The organism is Ruegeria sp. C5 (assembly GCF_056537605.1).
The window spans coordinates 190,358-211,958 of sequence record NZ_JBQFRX010000004.1 but is presented as its reverse complement, the minus strand read 5'-3'; the positions used below and the strand labels follow the sequence as shown (position 1 = coordinate 211,958).

Annotated in this window: 20 protein-coding genes and 1 pseudogene; 6 read left to right on the top strand and 15 right to left on the bottom strand. The window is 52.8% G+C overall.

Annotated elements, in window-relative coordinates:
* Positions 1–89: 89 nt before the first annotated feature.
* Positions 90–458, top strand: a complete 369-nt coding sequence (locus tag ACR0AW_RS15465) for an antibiotic biosynthesis monooxygenase family protein (protein WP_480439295.1) — start codon at positions 90–92, stop codon at positions 456–458.
* A 37-nt stretch (positions 459–495) separates the two neighbouring features.
* Positions 496–939, top strand: a complete 444-nt coding sequence (locus tag ACR0AW_RS15460) for a hypothetical protein (RefSeq protein WP_480439293.1) — start codon at positions 496–498, stop codon at positions 937–939.
* Between the two features lie 221 nt (positions 940–1,160).
* Here ACR0AW_RS15460 and ACR0AW_RS15455 read toward each other — a convergent pair whose 3' ends face one another.
* Both ACR0AW_RS15455 and ACR0AW_RS15450 read right to left on the bottom strand, forming a co-directional pair.
* The gene (locus ACR0AW_RS15455; RefSeq protein ID WP_480439291.1) at positions 1,161–6,770 is read right to left on the bottom strand and encodes a RecQ family ATP-dependent DNA helicase; all 5,610 of its coding nucleotides are present in this window, start codon (positions 6,768–6,770) and stop codon (positions 1,161–1,163) included.
* Positions 6,771–7,123: 353 nt separating this feature from the next.
* Positions 7,124–7,624, bottom strand: coding sequence for a 3'-5' exonuclease family protein (locus tag ACR0AW_RS15450; RefSeq protein ID WP_480439289.1), 501 nt, complete (start codon positions 7,622–7,624; stop codon positions 7,124–7,126).
* Between the two features lie 230 nt (positions 7,625–7,854).
* Between ACR0AW_RS15450 and ACR0AW_RS15445 the strand changes: the two genes are divergently transcribed.
* Positions 7,855–8,058 carry a hypothetical protein gene (locus tag ACR0AW_RS15445; protein ID WP_480439287.1) on the top strand — a complete coding sequence of 68 codons (204 nt, stop codon included), beginning with the start codon at positions 7,855–7,857 and terminating at the stop codon, positions 8,056–8,058.
* Between the two features lie 373 nt (positions 8,059–8,431).
* Here ACR0AW_RS15445 and ACR0AW_RS15440 read toward each other — a convergent pair whose 3' ends face one another.
* The 4 genes from ACR0AW_RS15440 to ACR0AW_RS15425 all read right to left on the bottom strand — a co-directional run bounded on the left by ACR0AW_RS15440 (position 8,432) and on the right by ACR0AW_RS15425 (position 10,071).
* Positions 8,432–8,617, bottom strand: a complete 186-nt coding sequence (locus ACR0AW_RS15440) for a hypothetical protein (protein ID WP_281995185.1) — start codon at positions 8,615–8,617, stop codon at positions 8,432–8,434.
* 167 nt (positions 8,618–8,784) lie between these two features.
* Positions 8,785–8,991 (bottom strand): hypothetical protein, encoded by a 207-nt coding sequence (locus ACR0AW_RS15435; RefSeq protein WP_480439285.1) that lies wholly within the window; start codon positions 8,989–8,991, stop codon positions 8,785–8,787.
* On the bottom strand, positions 8,978–9,406 hold the full coding sequence (locus tag ACR0AW_RS15430) for a helix-turn-helix domain-containing protein (RefSeq protein ID WP_480439283.1): 429 nt from the start codon (positions 9,404–9,406) through the stop codon (positions 8,978–8,980). The genes ACR0AW_RS15435 and ACR0AW_RS15430 overlap by 14 nt, the downstream gene beginning before the upstream one ends.
* Before the next feature lie 29 nt (positions 9,407–9,435).
* Complete coding sequence (locus tag ACR0AW_RS15425) at positions 9,436–10,071, bottom strand: hypothetical protein (protein WP_480439281.1); 636 nt, start codon at positions 10,069–10,071, stop codon at positions 9,436–9,438.
* An 87-nt stretch (positions 10,072–10,158) separates the two neighbouring features.
* On the opposite strand from ACR0AW_RS15425, the gene ACR0AW_RS15420 reads away from it, so the two are divergent.
* Complete coding sequence (locus ACR0AW_RS15420) at positions 10,159–10,416, top strand: helix-turn-helix domain-containing protein (RefSeq protein WP_480439279.1); 258 nt, start codon at positions 10,159–10,161, stop codon at positions 10,414–10,416.
* A gap of 29 nt (positions 10,417–10,445) precedes the next feature.
* Here ACR0AW_RS15420 and dut (ACR0AW_RS15415) read toward each other — a convergent pair whose 3' ends face one another.
* From dut (ACR0AW_RS15415) to ACR0AW_RS15375, 9 genes and pseudogenes are all read right to left on the bottom strand, one after another.
* Positions 10,446–10,895 (bottom strand): dUTP diphosphatase, encoded by a 450-nt coding sequence (dut, locus tag ACR0AW_RS15415; RefSeq protein WP_480439277.1) that lies wholly within the window; start codon positions 10,893–10,895, stop codon positions 10,446–10,448.
* Positions 10,879–11,358: a hypothetical protein gene (locus ACR0AW_RS15410; protein ID WP_480776504.1), complete on the bottom strand. Its 480-nt coding sequence runs from the start codon at positions 11,356–11,358 to the stop codon at positions 10,879–10,881. Before ACR0AW_RS15410 ends, dut (ACR0AW_RS15415) begins: the two co-directional genes overlap by 17 nt.
* A complete protein-coding gene (locus tag ACR0AW_RS15405; protein ID WP_480439273.1) occupies positions 11,351–13,411 on the bottom strand; it encodes a tyrosine-type recombinase/integrase in 2,061 nt (686 codons plus the stop codon). Before ACR0AW_RS15405 ends, ACR0AW_RS15410 begins: the two co-directional genes overlap by 8 nt.
* Before the next feature lie 8 nt (positions 13,412–13,419).
* Complete coding sequence (locus ACR0AW_RS15400; protein WP_480439271.1) at positions 13,420–15,480, bottom strand: hypothetical protein; 2,061 nt, start codon at positions 15,478–15,480, stop codon at positions 13,420–13,422.
* Positions 15,473–16,534, bottom strand: coding sequence for a hypothetical protein (locus ACR0AW_RS15395; RefSeq protein WP_480439269.1), 1,062 nt, complete (start codon positions 16,532–16,534; stop codon positions 15,473–15,475). Before ACR0AW_RS15395 ends, ACR0AW_RS15400 begins: the two co-directional genes overlap by 8 nt.
* A 573-nt stretch (positions 16,535–17,107) precedes the next feature.
* Positions 17,108–17,389: pseudogene (gene dut, locus ACR0AW_RS15390) on the bottom strand (dUTP diphosphatase); the annotation flags it as partial.
* Between the two features lie 26 nt (positions 17,390–17,415).
* Positions 17,416–18,612, bottom strand: coding sequence for a bifunctional phosphopantothenoylcysteine decarboxylase/phosphopantothenate--cysteine ligase CoaBC (gene coaBC, locus ACR0AW_RS15385; RefSeq protein WP_480439267.1), 1,197 nt, complete (start codon positions 18,610–18,612; stop codon positions 17,416–17,418).
* Between the two features lie 63 nt (positions 18,613–18,675).
* Positions 18,676–19,497 (bottom strand): ChaN family lipoprotein, encoded by an 822-nt coding sequence (locus ACR0AW_RS15380; RefSeq protein WP_170733599.1) that lies wholly within the window; start codon positions 19,495–19,497, stop codon positions 18,676–18,678.
* Positions 19,494–20,372, bottom strand: coding sequence for an RNA polymerase factor sigma-32 (locus tag ACR0AW_RS15375; RefSeq protein WP_170566354.1), 879 nt, complete (start codon positions 20,370–20,372; stop codon positions 19,494–19,496). Before ACR0AW_RS15375 ends, ACR0AW_RS15380 begins: the two co-directional genes overlap by 4 nt.
* Before the next feature lie 103 nt (positions 20,373–20,475).
* Between ACR0AW_RS15375 and cobU the strand changes: the two genes are divergently transcribed.
* Positions 20,476–20,997, top strand: coding sequence for a bifunctional adenosylcobinamide kinase/adenosylcobinamide-phosphate guanylyltransferase (cobU, locus tag ACR0AW_RS15370; RefSeq protein WP_170408461.1), 522 nt, complete (start codon positions 20,476–20,478; stop codon positions 20,995–20,997).
* A complete protein-coding gene (locus tag ACR0AW_RS15365; protein ID WP_170408306.1) occupies positions 20,994–21,572 on the top strand; it encodes a histidine phosphatase family protein in 579 nt (192 codons plus the stop codon). The genes cobU and ACR0AW_RS15365 overlap by 4 nt, the downstream gene beginning before the upstream one ends.
* The last annotated feature ends 29 nt before the right edge of the window (positions 21,573–21,601 follow it).

Genomic DNA, 21,601 nt, shown 5'->3' with positions numbered 1-21,601 from the left:
TCATTTGACAACGTGTTGTCATTGTGTTTGATGCTTCCTGAATATGACAACATGACACCAGATTGAAACTACTTTCAAGGAGTACCGAAATGGTAAGTTTCAAACCCCTCGACCCGGAGTTTCCCATTGAACGGCAATTGGACATCGACGCTGGCCCCGTCGTTCTCGTCAATCTCTTCACAGTCGATCCCGTTGACCAAGTCGCCTTAGTAGAAGCTTGGAAGAGCGATGCCCAATGGATGAAAAAGCAGGCGGGTTACATCAGCACCCAGCTGCATAAAGCCCTTGGTGACGGCAGTATGTACCTGAACTACGCGGTCTGGGAGACTGTCGCGGATTTTCGCGCTGCGTTTTCAAACCCCGAGTTTCAGCAGCAGCTCAGCCACTATCCCTCAAGCGCTGTGACCGCACCCCACCTGTTCGAAAAGGTTGCAGTGCCGAATTGCTGCACGGCCTGATGAAGCCCTTTCCAAAAGCCAATTTGAAGGAACCGCAATGAAAACAATGATTCACGCCATCGCGGGTGTCATCGGCTTTGTGATGATCCTCCTCTTCTGGACATCGACGGCCACCAGCGAACTCTTTGCGAGCCATGAAACAGTCGCAACCGTCAAGGCATTGATCCTGTACGGCATGTTCATCCTCATCCCGGCAATGGCCATCGCTGGCGGATCGGGAATGGCAATGGGCCGAAAGCGCAAGGATGCGCTGACCAAGGCAAAGAAAACCCGAATGCCTATCATTGCGTTGAATGGTTTGCTGATCCTCGTACCAGCCGCCTGGTTTCTGGCTGGAAAAGCCGCAGCCGGTGATTTTGACAGCACATTTTATATGGTTCAGGTGGTTGAGCTGATCGCCGGGGCGGCCAACCTCACGATGATGGGCCTGAACATTCGTGATGGCTTGCGAATGACCGGCAAAATTCGAAGGCCGCGCTGAAGATGTGGTTCCAATCCAAGTAGGGGCCAAATTGCCGACCATCGAGCAAACGCTGCGAATTGGTGCTATGTCCGCAAACCGTGAGTTCGATCTGTGTCCAGTTTCGCGTTCGCAGCGAATGTCCGGATCAACGGGCCGCGCCGCAGCATCGTGACGAGCTTGTTGAGGTCGGCTTAGGGCCGTTTGCATGCGAACGAAACTCCCAAGATTGACCCAACCAATCAGTCTTCAATCAGAGAAAAATTGTCGCCATCGCCCGATTTTCTTTTTCGATTTCTGGCTTTCCCGGGTCTTGGGCCTTTGGGAATATAATTGTCGTTTAACGCCTTCTCTACCAACCATGTAGCAGGGTGATCAGGGAAACCTTCGCCATAGTGGCGGATCAGATCGATATATTTGAAACCAAACGCAGAAATCTTTCCGATCTCCTCGCCGGTTGAGGCGTTTTTGATCACAAGGCCGCCGCCCTTGGCCGCCAGCGCTATATCTCTATCTTTCAACGCTGCCGAAAGATCATCCCAGGAGCTTGTGTCGTCAATAGATTTGCGGATGAGTGCTTTGAGGTCGAGTTTCGGCGGACTATCAATCTCCTGTGGTTCTGGAACCGAGATTTCCAATGCCTTTGCGGAAGGGTCGGCTGTTTGTCGATATGGATTTTCCCTGACACGGTCCGTCTGATCATACTCTCGGGCTGTTGGTGTCGGCTGACTATGCGAGGCTTTGGTATTATCATGTCGGAAGATCAACTCTGGTAGTATGGTCTCCCAACTATCGCGCCTATGGTAGTGGGCGTAGTCTTCGCCACTATCGATCTTGCGCCAGTTGATGATGGCCCCGATCTGGCCAGTGGCAAATACATGCCCGCCGGGTGGTTTCCACGATTTGGCCATACGTCCGACAACACGTTTTTGGGCGTCCAGCAAAACCCAATGAGGTTGTTGAAACACAAGGAAAAGGGTGTCCCCTACATTCGCTGTGCGCACGGCGTTGTGGACTTCATGTGCATCCCTTTGGCGACCGGCGAATGACAAATCTACAATATCGAGCGCGGGCATCTGGTATTTTGTTGCAGGCAAAGAGGTTTCGTCGAGATCGGGCGTCACATGCCTGATAAGAACTGAATCTGAACCCGTTTTCAGAAAGGGGTGCGTTCCGGATGTCAGCACTGTGAGGCTTTGCTGCGCGCGGGTCATTGCCACATAGAATAGGCGACGAGGGGCTTCGTTATCCTCCTCTTTCGAGACTCGGGTCCAACCGCCGTTTAGAATGGCGACATGGTCAAATTCAAGGCCTTTGGCCCTGTGCGCCGTCAGCAACAGCAGTCCACGTTGTTCACCGCGTGTATCCCGAGACCAGTCCGCGATCCATTCAATGATGTCAGGTACCGGCATAGTTTTGGTGCCCAACTCCCGGGCCAGTTCCGCCACACCTTCTGCCAGCAAATCCACCCATTTGTTGCGAGACTGAACATTCAGGACCGTGAGGATATCCTGAATACCCAGAAGTGCGCCTTGTTTCTCGCGCAGCCCGGACACCAGACGTTGGGTCTCCCTAAGTCGCCAAACATTTGGAAGGTCTTCGTTGGCCATATCCACGCGCAGACCTTGTGCTTCGGCATAGGTCCGAACTGCATCCAGTGATTTCCAGTCTCGGGAAATCACAGCAACGCGGGACCAGTTCCAATTGGGGTCCAGGCGAGAAAGGCGTATCAGCTCGTCGATTGCTGCTGCAGATTGCGGCATAGCGCCAAGTGGGACGTCCAGCAACTGCACTCGGCCATGGGCAACGGAATCCTTCCCCTCCAGACGTCCGCCGCTGGGTTGAGAGAGCCGCGCCTGATTGATAGTGATTTGGTGATCCATTTTCATTCGTTCAGGCGCCTTGGATATGACCTGATTGGCGGCTTCGATAATATGTGCTGTCGACCGATAGTTTTCGATCAGAAAAGATGGTCTGGCCTTATAGTCCTCTTCAAATCTGCGGATGAAATCCACGGAAGCCCCATTGAAGGCATAGATATTCTGGTCATCATCGCCCACGGCAAACAGGCTAAGTTTAAGTTCGGCATCTTCCAGAGAACGACCTGCCACGGCGGAGATCAGCGCGTATTCCTCCGGGCCAATGTCCTGATACTCATCCACCAATATCCAGCGAAACCCCTGAATCAGGCTCTCGCGCTGCGCCTCTGCTTCGGCTTTTGTAAGGCCTTCGGGGTTGAGCTGGCGCACCGCCTCCATAATGACATTGTCGAAGTCTTCTGTCGCGGCCTGAACCCCCGCAAAACTGGCGCCAACCAGCTTCATCGCAAGCGAATGGCAAGTCGAGATCGTAACCCCCGCCGCATCATCGCCCACCAGCGCTCGTAGGCGAACACGGATTTCAGCAGCGGCATGGCGATTATAGGCCAGTACCAGGATACCGCGCGGGTCTTCGCGCTTCATCCGTAATAGATAAGCGATCCGGTGGACTAAAACACGGGTCTTCCCAGATCCGGGACCGGCCAAAACCAATACATTGGTTTGGTCCCGATCGTCCGCGACAATGTCCTGTTGGACCTTGTTGCCCAGATCTTCGACAATGGCGGTCCAGGATTTGCTGGTTGTCTGTCGCTTGACCTCTCGTGCCATGCCCGGCATCCAACGTTTCATGAACTGCTCTTTGTTGAGCAGGAAGTAATCCTCCGATAGGCGTTCGGCGTCTGTGATCTTCTCGAGGCCGGTTTCCGCGTAAGTTGCCATGACATGGGTTTGAAGCGTCTGTTCGGCGTAATGCTCTTCCAGAGGGAGGAAGTCCGATTGCGTGAACTGACCACCTTCGGGATTGAGGAATACGGTCATGGCGGGGCGGAATACGGTCAACCCTTTCCCCAGGGTCAAAACGCCCTGTTCATGCATCCAAAGCAGGGAGCGTTCCAACAGCTTGGTCATATCCCGCAGACCGCTGGATTTCAGAACGGCATCCTGTGTGAGCTGCGCCAGAAGGTCACCTACGGTAGTTTCGACCTGCAGATCTTTGCCGCGCGCGCCTTTGTCGAGTCGACCCGTCAGAAACTTCAAAAGAATTCCGGCAGCTTGCCACCGAACCTCAGCGGTCTGGGCAATGACTTCCCACGTTCTTATACGCGTCACGTTTAGAGTGTTTCGGCTGATCTTGCGCAACCGGATATTGCCAGTGCCTCCATCCTGCCCCTTGCCATCCCGAGCTATGCCCCGGATCAGTTTGTCGATTACATCAGGGCGGGCATCGGCGTGGTCCTGATTGCGCAGATGCTGGCAAGTTTCCTGAAGGTTCAGCGGTATTGGAGTCTCTTTGTCTGCATCCGGTGCCAGCTCTCGCATCGACGCGATCAAATCCCGTTCCAGATTTGCGGCCTCTGTGAGTCGCCCGGAGGAAGACTGCGCCACACCGACATGGATGAAAAGCGTCATTGCAACGTCGTTGCGCGCGATGCCAAAGCTTTCGAGATTGGCCATCGCCTTGGTCAGTGCGCCAGGTGTCAAACCGCTAACGCCACAGAGCTGATCGGTTGAAACCCCTTCATCCGCCGGGGCCAAAATCAGATGCTGTACGATGGCCAGCAATTGCTTGCGATGCGCTTGAGTGATCTCCGCATCTGCAAGCCGTTGTTTCGCCTCGTCCAGTGTGCGGACTGTTAGCGACGAAGGAAAAATACGAACACGGTTCTCCTCTCGCGAAACAAGTGTTGCTTCTTCAAGCCAAGATACGGCCGTTTTGACTCGTGTATCATCAGTCGCGCTGTCCCGTTCAAATTCTTGATCCTTTTCGAACCGGACAATTTCACCCGCAGTGGCGACGATCTTGCCAGTTTTGCGTGTGCGCTCGTCGATCCGGCGCAGGGCTTTCAGAATGGCTCCGATTTCATGCCGTGCCAAACGCGAACCCGCGGACAGCCTGAACTGGCGTTCTACATCATCCCCCGCGTACAGAAGCACGCAATCGGCGATTTCCCGGTCGCGTCCGGCGCGCCCTGCCTCCTGCAGGTAGTTTTCCAAGGACCCTGGGATGTCTGCATGCACCACCAGCCGGATGTCGGGTTTGTCGATGCCCATGCCAAAAGCGTTGGTGGCTGCGATCACCCGCAGGTCTCCGATCCGGAAGCGTTCCTGGACGTCGTGTTTGTCATCGGACCCAAGTCCAGCGTGGAAATGTGCCGCGTCCATACCCTGTGATTTTAGAAACTCGGCGACGCGCTCGGTCTCTTTACGCGTCGCGCAATAGATTACAGCGCCGGATCGGCCTCCAGCGGGCAGCAGCTCTTCGATCACGTTCAGGACATCGGTCAGTTTGCTGTTCTTAGTGGTAGGCCTGACATCAAATGTCAGGTTTTTCCTCGATGCTCCACCATCAAGGGAGAGCAGCTCGACCCCGGCGCGAGACTGGAAATGCTCGACGATATCGGCGACAACCTCTGGTTTGGCGGTGGCCGTTAGACATAGGATTGGGGCAGGGTCTTGATCGCCCGAGAACTCTTTGATGAACCTGCCCAGATATCTGTAGTCAGGCCTGAAATCATGACCCCATTTCGACACGCAGTGAGCCTCGTCAATTGCCCACAGGCCAACCTCGCGCTGAGCCAGTACCGACCGGATTGATGTGCTACGCAATTGTTCGGGCGAGATTATCAAAATGCCCGCATCGCCCATGCGGACCTTGTCCAGGGCGTCTTGCCGCTCGGGCATGGACATCTGACCATTCACTGTCACGGAACAAGAAATTCCTACGCGCTCCATACCCTGAACCTGATCTGCCATCAGCGCGACCAACGGAGAAATGACCACAGTCAACGCCCCGATTTTGTCGAACCGCGACAAAGCGGGCACCTGATAACACACGGACTTTCCAGTGCCTGTTGGTAGGATGCCGAGCAGGCTTGTTCCGGACATGGCCTCATCGACAATGCGTTCCTGCAGAGGGCGACCATCTGGGTCCACAGGCTGTGGACGGAAACTGTCGAAACCGAACCACCTGTTCAGCGCACGGACCGGATCATTCTGTTCAGCACACCACTGGCAGGCGGAATCTTTGCAGGACGTATCCCTGAGATGCCGGACAATCAGAGATGCCTCGCGAAATTGCGCCCGAACCCATGGCGGCATGACCGAGTCCCCACCCGCTACGGTGATCCAAGATAGCGCATAGGCCATAGGCCATCCGTTTCGGGGGTTGCTAAGCCTTCCCAGAGTCTGTTCGACCCGTTTACTACAAGCCCGACCATCCAGCATCCGACGGATGGCGGCAACGGCTTCATCCTGCGACGGGCAACTGGCTTTTCTTAGGTACTTGAAAACCGCATCAAACCCTTCCGATTGTTCAGTTCGGGTGGTCAGGAAGTGATAGGCTACATGCGCATCCGGTTCGCTTTCGGCAAGGTTTTGAAAGGCATCGAGCTGATTAGCGAACACCTCAAAAACAAGCCGGGCGTCAAGTTCTGGATCATTGATATGCCCCGCAGCCAGCCGCCCGTCCTGATAGTGTTTGACCAGATGGTGGTACGGGTTGCGTGGGAAGGCCAGCGGGTTCAGCCACAGTGTATCAATTGGTGCTCGCATGATCTGGGTCAGACGTGGTCTGGCAGCGATTAGGTGTTCCATATCGTGGTGCAGGAAATTGTGACCAATCGGATGTGGTACACCTGCGATAGCCTCTTCCAGGCGGTCGAGATCTTTCTCCAGCGTGCTGGATTTCGATTTCAAAGCCGGTTGCTCGTCGTTTCGGACGGCGGCAAAGGCAAATACCTTCGCGGTTTTTGGATCCACCTCCAAATCGATGGACAGACAATTGGAAAGTAACTCGGTATGTCGACCGTTCATTTGTGATGCGCAACCATTCAAACACTGCAGTCAGAGAATACCTTTTTGAGACTATGCACAACCCGGGCGGGAAGTGATGACTGAGCCCATTGGTTGCAAAGCCACAAACGATGGCGAACTATCAATGCCTGGATACAGTTCTGGCGGAATGGCTCCACTTGCCCAGACTCTTTTGCATTTCGCCTTTAACCGTTTTCGGGAAGCTGCGCTGCGGTATCGCCGGTCGCAGTGAAAAGGGCGCCCAAAGCCGAGAAATCCGGAACAAAGGAAAGCCGACATTGATAGAGGCGCATCGAATGTCGGCTATATAGTCCGCATATCGGACCAACACGGTTTGCGGACACCTCCTTTCGTTACCCTTTCAACATCCCGGCGCGCCACGCATACGCAAGATCAGCCGCATCAGGGCCGGCTCGGTGAGTTGTTGGACGGTTCGCTTTGGTTTTGTAGACGCGAGACAACACCGAGGATGCTCGATTGCCTTTGTCTGAGAACGTGTTCCAAGCCGCTTGATCAAAATCCATGATCTGTGGCCCCGGTCGGCTGAGCAGACGATCAAGCCATCTCTGATCGAAGTCTGGAGCATCAGAAATCAGGGCGTTTTCCTGAACGATATCCAGCAGCCAGTCGGACACTTCATCCGCGTCTGATCCGGAAGTAATAACGGTTGAGTACTGCAAGCCATGCACCTTTTCTGACTTCGGATCCCAATCGTTTGGATCCCACTCCACGCGCGGGGTGATCAATCGGCTTTTGACGACAACTCTTCTGCCTTCGAGCCAAGCCAAGCCAATCTCTATTGGCCAACTTTCCGGGCGCAGCGACGACGCTTCGAAATCAATGAAGATGTTCATTTGGTTAGAGTCCGTGAAATCGAAAAAGTATGCGTTCGTCGGTCGCGCAGTGTTCGCGGTAGGCCGCCAGTTCTTTTCGGTATACCATGGATGAATGGAAAGTGAGCGCATGCAGAACAAGGCTTTGGGCGCTCGAAGTGTTGAAACCCAATTGGTCTTTGCGGTGCTGCGTCAGCAGGATCGTAGTGTTGTGCGTTTGACAATAGAAATCTCAGCCGAGTGAGGGTTCGATGAGCAACCAGAATGAATGGGCGTCTGAGGCGCGCGATGGTGTTCAAGAAGAGCAACGTCGTCTCAATGAGAATGGGCCTTCGCTTGAGCGATATCGAAAAGCGAGGCTCAACGAAAACCGTCTCGCCTTTGTCGCAAAGGCAGAATTGTATAAACGGCACGCGCACCCGCTTGCTGAGAGAAAAGAAAAACAAGATCGATGAGGCCCAGGCGTGAACCAGGGATACCAGACCCTTTGCTGTTCGCGTATCGCCTGTGGCTTCAGTTTGATCCAACAAGTGCTTTGACGCGGGCCTTCAGTGCCTCACCAACGGTCGCGTATCCAAATTCAATCCAATCAGAATTCCAGAACCAGTATCCAATGCTGCGGTAGATATTATACTGAGTCACCTTGGTGCCGTCTGGCACTGGTTCCAATAACCAGCTGTGGTTAAAGGTTAGGATGCCCGGGGAGGGCGATTGGTCTATCGCGATATTGATTGTCGCTATTCCGCAACCGGGCGTAGCCGAGTAAGAAAGCAATTGGTCTCAAACAGTAGGGCCGAGTCAAAGCAAGAATCTCGGGAGTTTCCTGCATCAGTGAATCTGTGCTACTCTGTTTCCATGACACCCGATCAGATGATGAAAGAACTCTTTGAGAAAAAGCCGGGGCTTGAGCAGAGGTTTCGTCGTCGGATGCTCTGGCGGTACCCTCTCTTCAAGCTGCAGATGCGCCTCCAGCGCCTCTTCCGGTAGTTCTCCAAAACAGATCCATTCTTCCATGTTTGGCTTGAAACGCGTGCTCCTTCTAAGCAGGATACTGTTTCGTGTTCGGTCAGATCGCTGGGTGCGATTAGTCCATCGATAGCAACTTTGACGCGCTCACCGAAATCTGACCCACGTATCAGATTTCCATCTTCATCGAGACCGACGCCAAGACCCTTCCGCCGTCATTCTTCAAAAAACGCTCGCTCTCTCGGCCCTGGATTGGACATCTTCTCCATGAACAACGCAGCCCAAACCTCGTGTTCCTCATCGGAGAGTTCACCAGGTGACAATTTGCCTTCAAGGGCAGCCTTAACGCGCTCATTTGGATCTGGCCCACGCATAAGTTTCCCGCCTTTGTCGCGGCCGACGCCAACGTCAAAAATCATCATCAACTTCTCTGTGTCGCGCTTGAAATGCGCGCTGCTGTAGAAGAGCGTTCTTTTGTCTTTGTGCGTGCAACCGCGGGCTAACAAATCGCGGATCATACTCTTCGGGCTCATACAGAGGAACGCTAAGAATAGCGGCAACTGTGAATGTCTCGCCGATTGGCACGCTCAAATCTCCGGCTTCAATCTGCTTTACTTGTAAAGCTGATAGTCCCGCTTTTTCGGCAAGCTTTTCGACCGAAATCTTATGCTGAATCCGCACTGCCTGTATCATCAGACCGAGCATCTCAGCTGCTTCTGCAGCCATTTCATTGTGTCTGCATTCAGTAGGTTTTTGGGTATCAATAAAGTCAGGAGGATTTCCAAGTTGCCCGTCAAGAATGCCAAGCTTGAGCTTCTTTTCGGTCTGATATGGCATCTCAATCTCCGTTTCAGCTATTCGTCAGATCAAAAAACCTCATTCGCTCGACTTAAGTCAAAAACGTCTACACATGACCTCTTTTGCCCATCTGTACTCCACCATGGGGACTGTTCCTGCCGAATGCCTTTGTCGGTTTGATTGGCACCACTTCGGAAATGCGGAAATTGTTTAGCTCCGCTGTTAATTAAGACGACGCGTTCAAGCAAAGCCGGGTCTGGGATCTCAAGTGCTGTTTCGTAGAGCGCCCGAGACATACAGATCCCAGCTCCTTGATCGACACATACATATCCCTGAATGGCCTCTCTAAACAGGTGCATCCAACGGTTCTCTTCCAATCCCACTTGCTCCGCTGCCAAGGTTGTCCAACCCAATGGGGATATCTCCAAAGCCTCGCACTCTTCACCTCGAAACTGCTGGCTTCGGCATCGGAACTTCGTGGCGTGAGCAAGCTCCTGCCCTACCAATAGAAGTGCTCCTTCAAAGCTGGTGCACCCATTGATTTCAAGTTCCAAAAGCGGGCGCAGGAACGGGCGATCGAGAAGACTCGTTACAAAACGGCGTGCCAAAGGCTGCGGAATGCTCTTAACGATGACTTCGTCTCGGGCCTTTCTTGCCGCCAAATCCGCCAAGGCTATGAAATTCAACGAACCACCTTCAGGCATTCGTGTCGCTCCAGGTCATATTATCTACTTTTTAGATAATCTAAAATCCAGATTAGGGATCGTCAAGCACACAAATGTTTGGCGGTCATGTCAAAAACTATAAGAAGCAGTGGGCACAAAGCTTTGTGCCAAGCCATTGTAGACGCAAGAAAGCGTTCAGGATTGTCCCAGGAGCAATTGGCCGAAAGACTACATTGCCAGCAATCCTTAGTTGCTCGAATAGAAAGCGAAGAACGCCGTATAGACGTCGTTGAGCTTATTGTTATTTGTAGGGCTTTAGGCGTCGACCCCGAAGAAGTTCTGAAAGTTACAGAATCCGCCACGCAACACGATCACTACCTTTGAACCTGCTCAGCAAATTGTTCTGTTTTGCTCTATTCTCTACCTGTTGAGCCAAAACCACCTGATGCGCGGCCAGTTAAAGATAGTTCGTGCGCTTCGACAATTGAAGCCCGTAGTACCGGCGCGATGATCGCCTGCGCAAAACGATCACCATGATTCAATGTAGTTGGCTCACCTCCAAGTTGATAGAGACCGACGTACACGATACCTCGATAGTCTTCATCAATCGTGGCAGGACTGTTCGGGATAATTATCTTTCGCTTGATGGCAAGACTCGAGCGAGGTCGAATTTGCATCTCTGTGCATTGAGGTAGCTCAACGTAGAGGCCAGTTGAAATCAAGCTTAGCTCACCTGGAACAAGATCAATTGGTCCGTTAGGTAGAAACGCGCGGAGATCCATTCCTGCCGAGCCCTCTGTCGCATAGCTGGGAAGCGGCAAATCATTACCATCAACCCTCTTGAATTTAACGATTTTCGTCACGAGTGTTTTCCTTGTTAATTGGCACAACATTAGAACCGGCGAGTTTTTGTTCGTTCAGATTCTCACGCAGGAAATCGTTCTCCGACGATAGAGCCTCATTTTCAACTCGCAGCTTGTATACTTCAGCGCTCATCTTAGAAATAATTTCCTTGAGAGAAGCGATTGTCTTTACTGTTTTCGCCCTCTCTCCACCGGTTTCGATGGCGGTGCTTATTTTTAGTTCGCTAAGCCAGTGCTTGACGATGTCTCGAGTTTCATGGTGATGCGGATTTCGGAGGGTCGTCTGACCTATGTTTGCTCGGCGGCAAACTTCCCGCTGGTTCAGTTTTCCATTGTTTTCAAGATAGGTTCCGTGTTGGGAGATCTCGTTTTCAATTGTTCGAAGAGCTTCTAACACTCGCACTCGTGTTTGCTCGCGTTGCGCCTTCTTAAACTCCATCAATTTTTCGAAGTGCTTAGCCATTCGACGAACCTTTCACCCACCCGAGGCGTGCCTTCAGATCTTCCTGCACATTGCTCCAAATATTGGGGTCACACGCACGCAATTCTTTCTCAAGAGGGGCCGCCATGTTCCGATCATCGAGGATTTCTGGGAAAGCGTTCAAACTTGAGACGAGTTGGTTCTGCCAAAATGCGACCTCAAGTTCGGAAAGAGCGTCTGCGTTCAGCTTCCGCAAGACGTGTTGAATCTTTGTGATGCGATCCGAGCGATAAGCCGCCAATTCAAGTCTGTGACCACAACTCGTAGAACATGCCCCTATATCCCGAAGTCCCAGACTCGAAGAACATGCACCTCGTTCAAGCTTCTGAGCTGTACATAGAACTCCTGGGCGTACAACTTCTACATCGCCTAAGAGGCTTGCGGCCGCCGCGATGTCATCGACATCAAGATCTAATTTCCCTGATCTTACCAGCATCTCCTTTTTTGTGCGCCGCAATAAGCCCGCTGCAGGGCCGCCATTACTTTCCGAATTGTCAAGAATCTCCTTTGCACGCACGACCAACACTTCAGACTGAATGCGATCAATTTCTTCTGCAAGTTCGGGATCTTGATGTGCATATCCCAGTGTTACCTCCACATCGTCATGCCCCAGAACGTCAAAAAGAACCTGCGAAGCGTTAGTAAGGGACAGAGCTATCAGGCGAGCGATCGTATAGCGGAAACGATGCGGCGTTACCTTCCCATCTATTTCGGACAGCTTTTGTTGCTTTTCTCTCGCCACACGTTTTGCAAACATGGAAATAGCATTGTCCAAAACTGGCACTCCGGTAGTATTCTTGCCCCCTCCGAATGGTACCCACAGTTGTTGATCATCCAACATCGCCCGAGACAACTCTTGTTGGTTGGAAAGAGCGTGGGCAGCAACTTTGGGTAACGGCCAATGCCTGTTTACACCTGAGCCATCATCATTGTCTTTGAACGAGGGACCAGTCAAAAAACTCCGCCCATCAACTATTCTGGCGCAATCAAATGGCAGGGACGATAGCTCTCCCACTCGCATTCCTGTGGTCAACAATAAAATTGCGTTTGCAGTCTGACATAGATGCAGCAGCGACTTTGCCCCCCTAACGGTCGGGAGTGGCCAAGATTCAAACGGCTTAACTACGTTGTCCTCACCCGCAACCCAAACTGTAAACCCGAACTGAACTTCTGGCGCAAGGCGCGGAGACCGCCAAGACGAGAGCACCCTCTTTTGTTCTTCTTGCAGTACCGAAAATCGCTTCCCCCTGGAATGGGCCTGACCATAGATGACCGCTCGCCTGAACGCGGCCAGTAACTCTGGCTGCATATGAGAAAGCAAGATTGCGCAGTGAATAATCTGAGTGAAAGCCTCGTCTGATAGGTGATCACTTGCTCGACTTCCTGTCCGTTTTGCAAATTTCTTCACACCTACGTCAGCACTTGGCCAATCGTCGAATAAACCTGCGGCGAATAGTGCATTGAGACGGGAGACCGCGGCGTTGCTCCACGTAGGAAATCTGGTTTTCAAATCTTCCATTTCGCCCGGAGATAGCCCCGCAAAAAGCTTAAGCCCTGCGCTTGATCTAACAGCGGTTTTTGCAGTCATTGCACTGTTTTCAACTAAGTACCGCGCGACTGCGATCGTAGACCGCCATCTTCTCACCCATGTCAACGAAGTGGGCGGTTTAATAAGATGTTGCTTTCCTTTCCTCTTAGCTCTCACAGTCTGAAAGCGGTCGAGAACTGCAATCCGCTTCAATGTCTCTACGAAATGTTTGGACCTGCTGGGTGCACAATCCAGAGAAACTGCATTCCGAAAATCAATTTTTCGATAACATAACGCCCGTTTAGATGGGGGGCACCATTCCGCGGGAAGCAGCCAGACGTCGTCTTTCACAAGTGTAGGAACGTTATCGTTGGACAATGATACTGGCGAAATTGGGTATTCAGCCAGCTCCTCCCAGGCGATTGACCATGCGAGATCCAGACTAAACGAACTTGAAAATTGCCGGTAGTAGTCGTTTGAAATGGCATTTTGTAGAGTTGCGTCCATTTTTAAACCTACAGCGAAGGATCATCAAAGATGAACTCAGTTCCCGCCTCCAGGCGTTTCAGCCGAGCTTCAGAATGATCTCGAAATTCAATCTTCACATCACTAAAGGCTATTTCTCTTGCGAGCTCTATTGCTTCGAGCTCCCAGGAAAGAGTCGATGTCGACCACCGATTTGGAGAACTCGCTTGTCGAATCCAGATCAAATCTGCGTGGCGATCAGCGAGCCCCTTCCATGCTTCAGTGAAGATCACACCATGACGGCACAGGATGCATCTTTGTGTCTCACAAAGTGCTCCAGAGCGCGAAGAAATTACTGGGTCTGGGTTGTTTGGATCTGTGCACCCCATTCCAAGGCGCGTTCTATATAGTCTAAGCCTCTCACGATCTTCATTCGTGAAATCTGCATAGTTTGATCGCAAAAAAAGTATAGTGGGATCTAAAGTCCTTCCTTGAGACACTTCTTCCAATGCGGCTGAAATAACTTTTCGAAAATCATCAAAATGCTCACGTATGAGCCTGCGTTGTCGGAGGTAGCTGCGCGTAACCCGAACGTCATTGTGATTCAACGCGCGTTTAACCAAGAAAACGTTTCCGCCACTGGCTGCATATATGTGAGCCGCAAACGCGTCTCTGAGGTCTGACCAATTTAGGGTGCGTATACTCTGAGCGACTTTTTCATTAGCCTTCTTGCGCACACTTGGCAGTTCAAGAGCTCTTTTTCGAATAATGGGCAACTGCTCATTCATCAATTGTGCAAGTCTGACTCTGCTGACAGCCTTCACTCCAGATTGCCGCGTATTGAGATAGATCCATGGGGAACGCAATCTATAATCAATCTCTGCCAAAGCCGCGGCTTTTTCCAAGCTGTCCGGCTCTTTTTCGGTCATCTTCCGTTTCTCCCTGAGCAGCGTTCTTAGGTATTCGGAACGTTTCTCAAGCATTCGAATTATTCGAAAGGAACGAAAACGAGGTCCGGCAAGGCCTACCGATATATGTGGCTTTCCAGTTTTGGGTCTAATCGCCTTTAATATGACACTGTCCGTTTTTCTCGCTTCGGAGCCATTATCTGCGTGCCGCACCTCAAACCAGTCAGTGGAAAGATCAACGGCATCGACAGTATCGATCCAACCTGTTTCCATGCTTACAATCAGAATTGAAGCTGCTACCTCTAAATTTGAAGGCGCAATAGCGTGCTGAAGATCGGTATATGTGACGCCTGCCCAGGTGTTTCCACGACTGAGGTGGTTTCTCATCTTTGTAAGATCTTGCGAACTGAACTTGCCTGATTTCAGAACTTTTTCGCGGAGATATTCGCGCATAAGTACAGCAAGGTTGGCGTGGCTATACCAGTTTTGGTTTTTTACAGAACCCCGAGACCCTTTTTCCCAAAGTCGCCGCGGGCCGGATTGAATTCTTGGATCCACTCCATTCGAAAGCCAGGCAAGCCCTCTCCGGTGAGACTGATCAGCCTGTTCAAGAATTCTTTTACAAGCGTTGTAGATCGCACGTACAGCCTCAGGGTTAACGTCCTCCTGGATCTTGATTGTGCGCCCATGTTCAATAGTTGGCCATTGCAGAGACGACGCACCAGTACCACGTGCTCTTGTGATAAAGCTGTGGACGGTTGAGAGTGATTTTCCTCTTGCTCGCAAATTACCGGGCTGAGAGATAAGATACTGCTTGAGGAGTTCACCATCCGCGTTTGTGAACATGAAAACACTGGTTGGCGCCTCACCTGTTTCTCGGTACAAATAAGACAACCACTTTACCATGACTCCCAATGTTTTTTGCAAATATGAGTCTATTGAAGCTTTTGTGCGCGGAGTACTAAGGAAGCTCCGAACAACAGGTAAAACTTCTGCTACAATTTGCGGGAATCCAACAAGGTTCCTCTCTGCTGCACCATCACGATAAGCGCGAAGATCGATTTCTATATAGCGACCACTTCTTTCTCGATACTGTATTAACAGGGGATCAGTTTCAGTGAACTGCGTATCGTTGCAGTCGTGATGATCCAAATTCAGCGGAGCATCTTGGTTTTGCAGTGTGTGTTTGCCAAACTTACGCATCTTCGAGAAAGGAGACCCAACTGTCTCTCAAATTCAGTAAGTCGGCATCATCTGAAAGCCACGCCAGGTACATGTCACTTGTTCGCGTATCGATATGCCCAAGTTGTGGCCGCAAGTACACATCAACTAATGTTTGATGGAGGTAAGGAGCCACCTGAGAAACCAGTGCATCTGAGGAGGAAATCTCAATCTCTCGCTGAATCTTCTCTTTTAGTGTGAAGCAAGCCCAGATGTGTCGAGCAAGGTGTGGACTAAACCCGTCGAAAGGCAGAGGTTGAGAAGCAACCCAAACCTTGTAAAACCAGTGGTATGATAGCGTGGTCCCCGCTGTGTCAGTTAGGAATAGCTTCTTAGGTGCTTTCTCGCCTGGATTTCTCTTGCGAAACTTTGCTAAGAGCTTCTTTCTCCTCACACGAGCATAAGCATGCAACTCTATGAGAAGATCTACGGGTACGTTAATTCGACGCGGCTTTCCTTTCTTCTCAGAGTCACCAATACGGCGGCCGCCCTTTGTACCAAAAATGATTGTCATCTTGACGGTAGCTCTACTCCGATCAATTGGAATTTTTGGTAGCCCGTTGAGCGGAAGATTGACGACTTCATCAGGACGCAATCCAAGACGGATAGCCGTCTTTGCGGCGAGGGCAATACTCGGTCCAAACCGTTTTTCCATGCCACCAAGCCATTTGCCGATTTCATTTGGTGAAGGTAATCGAAGATCCCGCGGATGTTGGCGCACTCGACCTGCCCTTGCCATGAGAAAATCTTGCGTTGGATGGAAGCGAATTCGCCTCCTTTCGGTTTCAAATGGTAAACGCAAACCGTGCAATGCAGAATACTCCAGAAAATCTGAAACATAGGCCATTCGCCTGTTAATCGTGCTTGGCGACAAAGGCTTGCCCACAACCCGCAAAGACCAATTTCCAGAGCACATCTGACCTTGGTAATGTTGGCACAGTTGGCTGTAGGAAATTTCTTTCCAGTCGATGTGACGGGTTTCGCACCAATCAAAAAAATTAGTCAAGTCATTTGCGACAGCAAGAATGGTGTTCATCGAAGGCCGAACAACACTTGCATATTTCGAACGCCTGCCTCCCGCCCAGACACCAATTGCTTTATGTCGAAGATAATCGGCAGCTTCGACATACGGGGTCCAGTCTCGAGACCAGATGACACCGATTCCATATCCCACCAATTCATGGAGCCCAAAACTCGTTAGGTGCCGATCTTCGCAACGAACGAAATGCGCCAATACACCCAACTCCAACTCAACATAAAAAAAAACAATAGAGATGAAGATATTAAAAGCGTCAAGACTCCCGTTTGGGCGCAGAGACGAGACGTCTCCGCAACCACGAAACACTTATTCGCAAGCAGATTGGCTCCAAGACTCGGTGGAAATTTCGTTCCTCAGTACGAAATGGCCCTTCGGGCCATAGCGCCTTGGCACTCGCTTGCTTTTTGGGGAGCGCGCGCGCCAAGGCGCCCCTCATCACTCGAACCCATCCGCTACTCGACGGGAAAAATAGTACCGTAGGATCAATCCCGTTTAGAAAATTACGAAGTTCTGTGGGCATTGCCCCAGTCAGAAAAACACATAAAGTCGCTTTTCTCTCCGGTCCTAATAACCGCGATAGTCGCTGTCGATTGTACCCGGAGTGTTGGGCAAGGTGATCCCGTGTTTCAAGGCAAGGCCCGATCGTGGACGCACCTGAACCTCGAACCCCTGCGGAATTTCGATCCTAAGGCCTGTCGGTATCAGCGCACGACGGCCCGGTTCCAGAATAATAGACGTACCATCCGGCAGATTGGCGCGCACATCCGCCCCGGCAGCACCCGCGGTTTCGTATGAAGGCAAGGGCACCAACGGGTCAGCCCACTCCTCTCGGATCACGCGAATTGCCACCATACCTGTACCTCTTGTCTTTATGGCTGTTATCTGGTCAGCGCGCCAGCGATCTTGGCTGCCAGCCGCTTTGCCACATCATCCTTGCCCATACGCGGCCATTCTTCGGCACCTTGCTCTGAGATCAGGATCACCGCATTCTCAGAACCGCCCATGATACCTGTCGCGGGGCTGACATCATTCGCAACGATCCAGTCACATCCCTTGCGGGCACGTTTGGCCGTAGCATGTTCGATCACGTTGTCTGTTTCGGCGGCAAAACCCACTACCAAAACGGGCCTGCCACTTCCCATTCGCGCGATGCGCTTCAAAATGTCGGGATTCTCGGCAAACTCTAGCGCGGGCACCCCGTCGCGGCTTTTCTTCAGCTTCCGGTCCGAGGCACTGGATACCCGCCAATCGGCCACTGCAGCTGCAAATACCCCCGCATCCACTGGAAGCGCTGCGTCGACCGCATCCGACATTTGCAGCGCGGTCTCTACACGCACGACCTTCACGCCGTCTGGAGGAGGCACGTCAGCCGGACCCGTGATAAATGTAACATCGGCCCCCAGCGCAGATAGCGCGCGTGCAACAGCTGTTCCCTGAGCGCCCGACGATCGGTTGGCGATGTATCGTACCGGATCAATTGGTTCATGTGTCGGACCCGAGGTCACCAGAATACGTTTGCCAGCCAAAGGCCCATCCCCGAACTGCGCCTCGATCGCAGCGACAATTTCAAGTGGCTCCGACATGCGGCCCGGACCGTATTCACCGCAAGCCATATCGCCTTCGTTGGGGCCGACAAAACGCACGCCGTCTGCTTCCAGTTGCGCATGGTTACGCCGGGTTGCGGGATGCTCCCACATGCGGACATTCATCGCAGGCGCACACAGAACCGGCGTATCGGTCGCCATCAAAAGGGTCGAGGCCAGATCATTAGCCAACCCGCCTGCCATCTTACCCATCAGATCGGCCGTTGCCGGAGCAACCACGATCAGATCAGCCGAACGGGAAAGCTGAATATGACCCATCTCCGCTTCATCGGTCAGATCAAAGAGATCTCGATAGACCTTTTCACCGGCCAGGGCAGACACGGATAACGGAGTTACGAATTCTTCGGCAGCACGGGTCAAAACCGGCGTGACCGCTGCACCACGTTCCCGCAACCGCCGGATCAGGTCCAGCGACTTGTAGCCCGCAATCCCACCGCCGATAATCAGCAGAATACGTTTCGATGACAGCATGGCTCACCCTTCCCGTCCCGGTCGGCCCTGACATTAGGCAACGCTGGCGGGCAGTTCCAGCAGTTAATTCTGCGCCTCAAAGGCTTTGCAGGGGTCTTCTCGCTCGACTGTGGGGCTATCGATAACAGCATCAAAATCCCCGCTCACGAACCCATCTTCGGATTGTCCGAGTACAAAGACCTTCAAACCGGGGCGCAGTCGCGACAGAAAAGTCGGAATTCCGCGATCCTTACGGGCATGGCCATTGCCAGTGATGACCGCGACAGGCCCACCAGTTTCGTCGGTGGCGCGCAGAATGGCTCGGGTCAACACAGCGTCCCTCAGACGTTGAATGGCGACCATCTGCGGTAGAACTTCAGCGGGCAATGCGTCGCAATGTGCCGCCAGTTGATCAGCCTCGCGTGCGGCTTGATCTTCATCCGACAGGGGTACAGTCAATCCATATCTGGCCGCATCAGCCCCCAACGCTGTGGCCGCCCCGCGTTCCATAGCAGCGCGGGCCGCTTCACGCGGAACCATCGCGCCATACACCGGCACATCCGCGGCCTGAAAAATGGGGTAGTACATTCTGAGAGGCGGCCAACCGGATTCTGCCCAGCGCAGAATTCGGGACAGCTCCTCGGGATTGGTTGCCGCTTTTTGAGCCAACCGCTGAGCACCTTCTTCGGTCACCATCTCCCAGACAACCGCCGTGGGCGTGATTGCCTCAACTGCTTCGGCTTGGACCAGATGATGCTGAGGGTTGTCATGAATCTCGCCCAGAATGACGACATCCGCGGCCCGCATGTCGGCCAACACGTCCTGAGGGATAAATTCAGCAGCTCGAACCGTTTGAGGCAAAGTGGCGAGCAACACAAAAGCTGTAAGAATCGCAAGAGGTTTCATGCGAAGAAGTGTTGCACCTCGCGCGATTGCGCTTCAAGGTTCTTGCGCATCTTTGTGAACGCTGCCGCCTCGAGCTGGCGCACACGCTCTTTCGACAGGCCAAGCTCTTTCCCAAGACTTTCCAGCGTCCGGGCAGGCTCACGCAGTTTTCTTTCGCGAACGATAAACCGCTCGCGATCGTTCAATGCTTGCATCGCCGCCACCAGCCATTCGCGCAGTTGCTGGTTGTCGTGGCTGTTCTCTACTACCTCGGCGGCTTGTTCGCTGTCATCTTCCAGCGCATCAATCCACTCGCGCCCGTCCTCATCTGCAGACTGCACCGCATTCAGCGAGAAATCGGACCCTGCCAGACGGCCTTCCATCATCTCGACATCACGCAGCGGGACTCCGATTTCGGCGGCAATCTTCTGATGCAACTGATGGCGATCCAGCTCCAGCCCCTCAGTCGCGGCTTCGCGCTCCAGACGCGCCTGTACCCGACGCATGTTGAAGAACAGCGATTTCTGGGAAGAGGTCGAACCAGTGCGCACCATCGACCAATTGCGCATCACGTAATCCTGAATGCTGGCCTTGATCCACCACACTGCATACGTTGAAAACCGCACACCCCGATCCGGATCGAACTTGTCGGCGGCTTTCATCAAGCCCAGTCCCGCCTCCTGAATCAGATCATTCATCGGCGCGCCGTAGCGTTTGAATTTCGCCGCCATTGATATCGCCAGCCGCATGTAAGCCGTAATGAGGCGATGCAGCGCCTGTTCATCGCGTTCATCGCGCCAGGCATAGGCCAGTTTCAGTTCTGTCTCGGCATCCAGCAACTCGGCCTTCATTGCCTTACGGGACATCGAAAAATCATGTGCGTTGTCGAGTGCCATGCAATTCTCCCCTTTTTTCACAGGCGATGAGCCGGGCTTGCCTTGCCGACTTGTGGTCGATACGCAGGACAAAACCGGGTGGATCACCAGAAAGGTAATAAAAGTGCATGCCGATTTAACCTTTATCCTAGGCGGCGCTGCATCCGGAAAATCTGCTTTTGCGGAGCAACTTGCTGTTTCAACTGGGAAAAGTCGCGTTTACCTTGCGACATCACAAGTGTTTGATGACGAGATGCGCCTAAAAATCAGGCAACATATTGCACAACGCGGCAGCGGGTGGACGACGATCGAAGCGCCATTTGATCTATCGCCGGAACTCGCCAAGCTGACAAATGATCAGATTTGCCTGATCGATTGTGCAACCATGTGGCTGACAAATCACCTGCTGGCAGAGAATAACCTAGAGGAAGCACAGGCCGGGCTGCTTGAGGCGATGAAGACCTGTGCCGCCCAGATCGTCGTGGTATCAAACGAAGTCGGCCACGGGATCGTCCCCGACAACGCCTTGTCCCGTCGATTCCGCGAGGCGCAGGGACGGCTGAACATCGCTCTGGCTGCGCAGGCAGATCGGGTGGTGCAGGTTACGGCCGGGCTGCCGCTGGTTCTCAAAGGGCAACCCCTATGACGCGCCTGCATTTGGTACGGCACGGCCCCACCCATGCTAAAACTATGGTAGGCTGGTCCGACCTTCCTGCCGACTTGAGTGATAAGGCCGCGATTGCACGGCTTGATGCGCATCTGCCTTCCAATGCCGTCGTAATCTCATCAGACTTGTCACGCGCCAGCGATACGGCCAGCGCCATTCAAGGCACGCGACTCCGCCTTCCGCACCACCGCGATCTGCGCGAAATTAATTTCGGCAACTGGGAGATGCGCCCCTTCGCCGAGATCGAGGCCGAAGATCCCGAGCTTTGCTTTGCCTACTGGGATAATCCGGGCGAGGTCAGGCCTCCAAACGGGGAAAGCTGGAATGAGGTCCGCGCGCGTGTCGATAGGGTCGTCGACACCCTGATCGCGGCCCATACCGGATGTGACCTAGTCCTGGTCGCCCATTTCGGAGTGATCCTGACTCAGGTCCAACGCGCTCTGGACGTGGACGCCCAACACGCGTTTGGTCACCGCATCGATAACCTGTCCGTCACCGAGATCACGCGCCATAACGATGGTTGGACTGTAGGTCGGATTAATCACCGACCGTGATAAGGGTGCGCACAAATCTCTGATTTACC

Excerpts from the sequence above, each read along its gene's own strand:
- ACR0AW_RS15465 (WP_480439295.1), top strand. The coding sequence starts at position 90 with ATGGTAAGTTTCAAACCCCTCGACCCGGAGTTTCCCATTGAACGGCAA.
- ACR0AW_RS15460 (WP_480439293.1), top strand. The coding sequence starts at position 496 with ATGAAAACAATGATTCACGCCATCGCGGGTGTCATCGGCTTTGTGATG.
- ACR0AW_RS15455 (WP_480439291.1), bottom strand. The coding sequence starts at position 6,770 with ATGAACGGTCGACATACCGAGTTACTTTCCAATTGTCTGTCCATCGAT.
- ACR0AW_RS15450 (WP_480439289.1), bottom strand. The coding sequence starts at position 7,624 with ATGAACATCTTCATTGATTTCGAAGCGTCGTCGCTGCGCCCGGAAAGT.
- ACR0AW_RS15445 (WP_480439287.1), top strand. The coding sequence starts at position 7,855 with ATGAGCAACCAGAATGAATGGGCGTCTGAGGCGCGCGATGGTGTTCAA.
- ACR0AW_RS15440 (WP_281995185.1), bottom strand. The coding sequence starts at position 8,617 with ATGGAAGAATGGATCTGTTTTGGAGAACTACCGGAAGAGGCGCTGGAG.
- ACR0AW_RS15435 (WP_480439285.1), bottom strand. The coding sequence starts at position 8,991 with ATGATGATTTTTGACGTTGGCGTCGGCCGCGACAAAGGCGGGAAACTT.
- ACR0AW_RS15430 (WP_480439283.1), bottom strand. The coding sequence starts at position 9,406 with ATGCCATATCAGACCGAAAAGAAGCTCAAGCTTGGCATTCTTGACGGG.
- ACR0AW_RS15425 (WP_480439281.1), bottom strand. The coding sequence starts at position 10,071 with ATGCCTGAAGGTGGTTCGTTGAATTTCATAGCCTTGGCGGATTTGGCG.
- ACR0AW_RS15420 (WP_480439279.1), top strand. The coding sequence starts at position 10,159 with ATGTCAAAAACTATAAGAAGCAGTGGGCACAAAGCTTTGTGCCAAGCC.
- ACR0AW_RS15410 (WP_480776504.1), bottom strand. The coding sequence starts at position 11,358 with ATGGCTAAGCACTTCGAAAAATTGATGGAGTTTAAGAAGGCGCAACGC.
- ACR0AW_RS15405 (WP_480439273.1), bottom strand. The coding sequence starts at position 13,411 with ATGGACGCAACTCTACAAAATGCCATTTCAAACGACTACTACCGGCAA.
- ACR0AW_RS15400 (WP_480439271.1), bottom strand. The coding sequence starts at position 15,480 with ATGCGTAAGTTTGGCAAACACACACTGCAAAACCAAGATGCTCCGCTG.
- ACR0AW_RS15395 (WP_480439269.1), bottom strand. The coding sequence starts at position 16,534 with ATGAACACCATTCTTGCTGTCGCAAATGACTTGACTAATTTTTTTGAT.
- coaBC (WP_480439267.1), bottom strand. The coding sequence starts at position 18,612 with ATGCTGTCATCGAAACGTATTCTGCTGATTATCGGCGGTGGGATTGCG.
- ACR0AW_RS15380 (WP_170733599.1), bottom strand. The coding sequence starts at position 19,497 with ATGAAACCTCTTGCGATTCTTACAGCTTTTGTGTTGCTCGCCACTTTG.
- ACR0AW_RS15375 (WP_170566354.1), bottom strand. The coding sequence starts at position 20,372 with ATGGCACTCGACAACGCACATGATTTTTCGATGTCCCGTAAGGCAATG.
- ACR0AW_RS15365 (WP_170408306.1), top strand. The coding sequence starts at position 20,994 with ATGACGCGCCTGCATTTGGTACGGCACGGCCCCACCCATGCTAAAACT.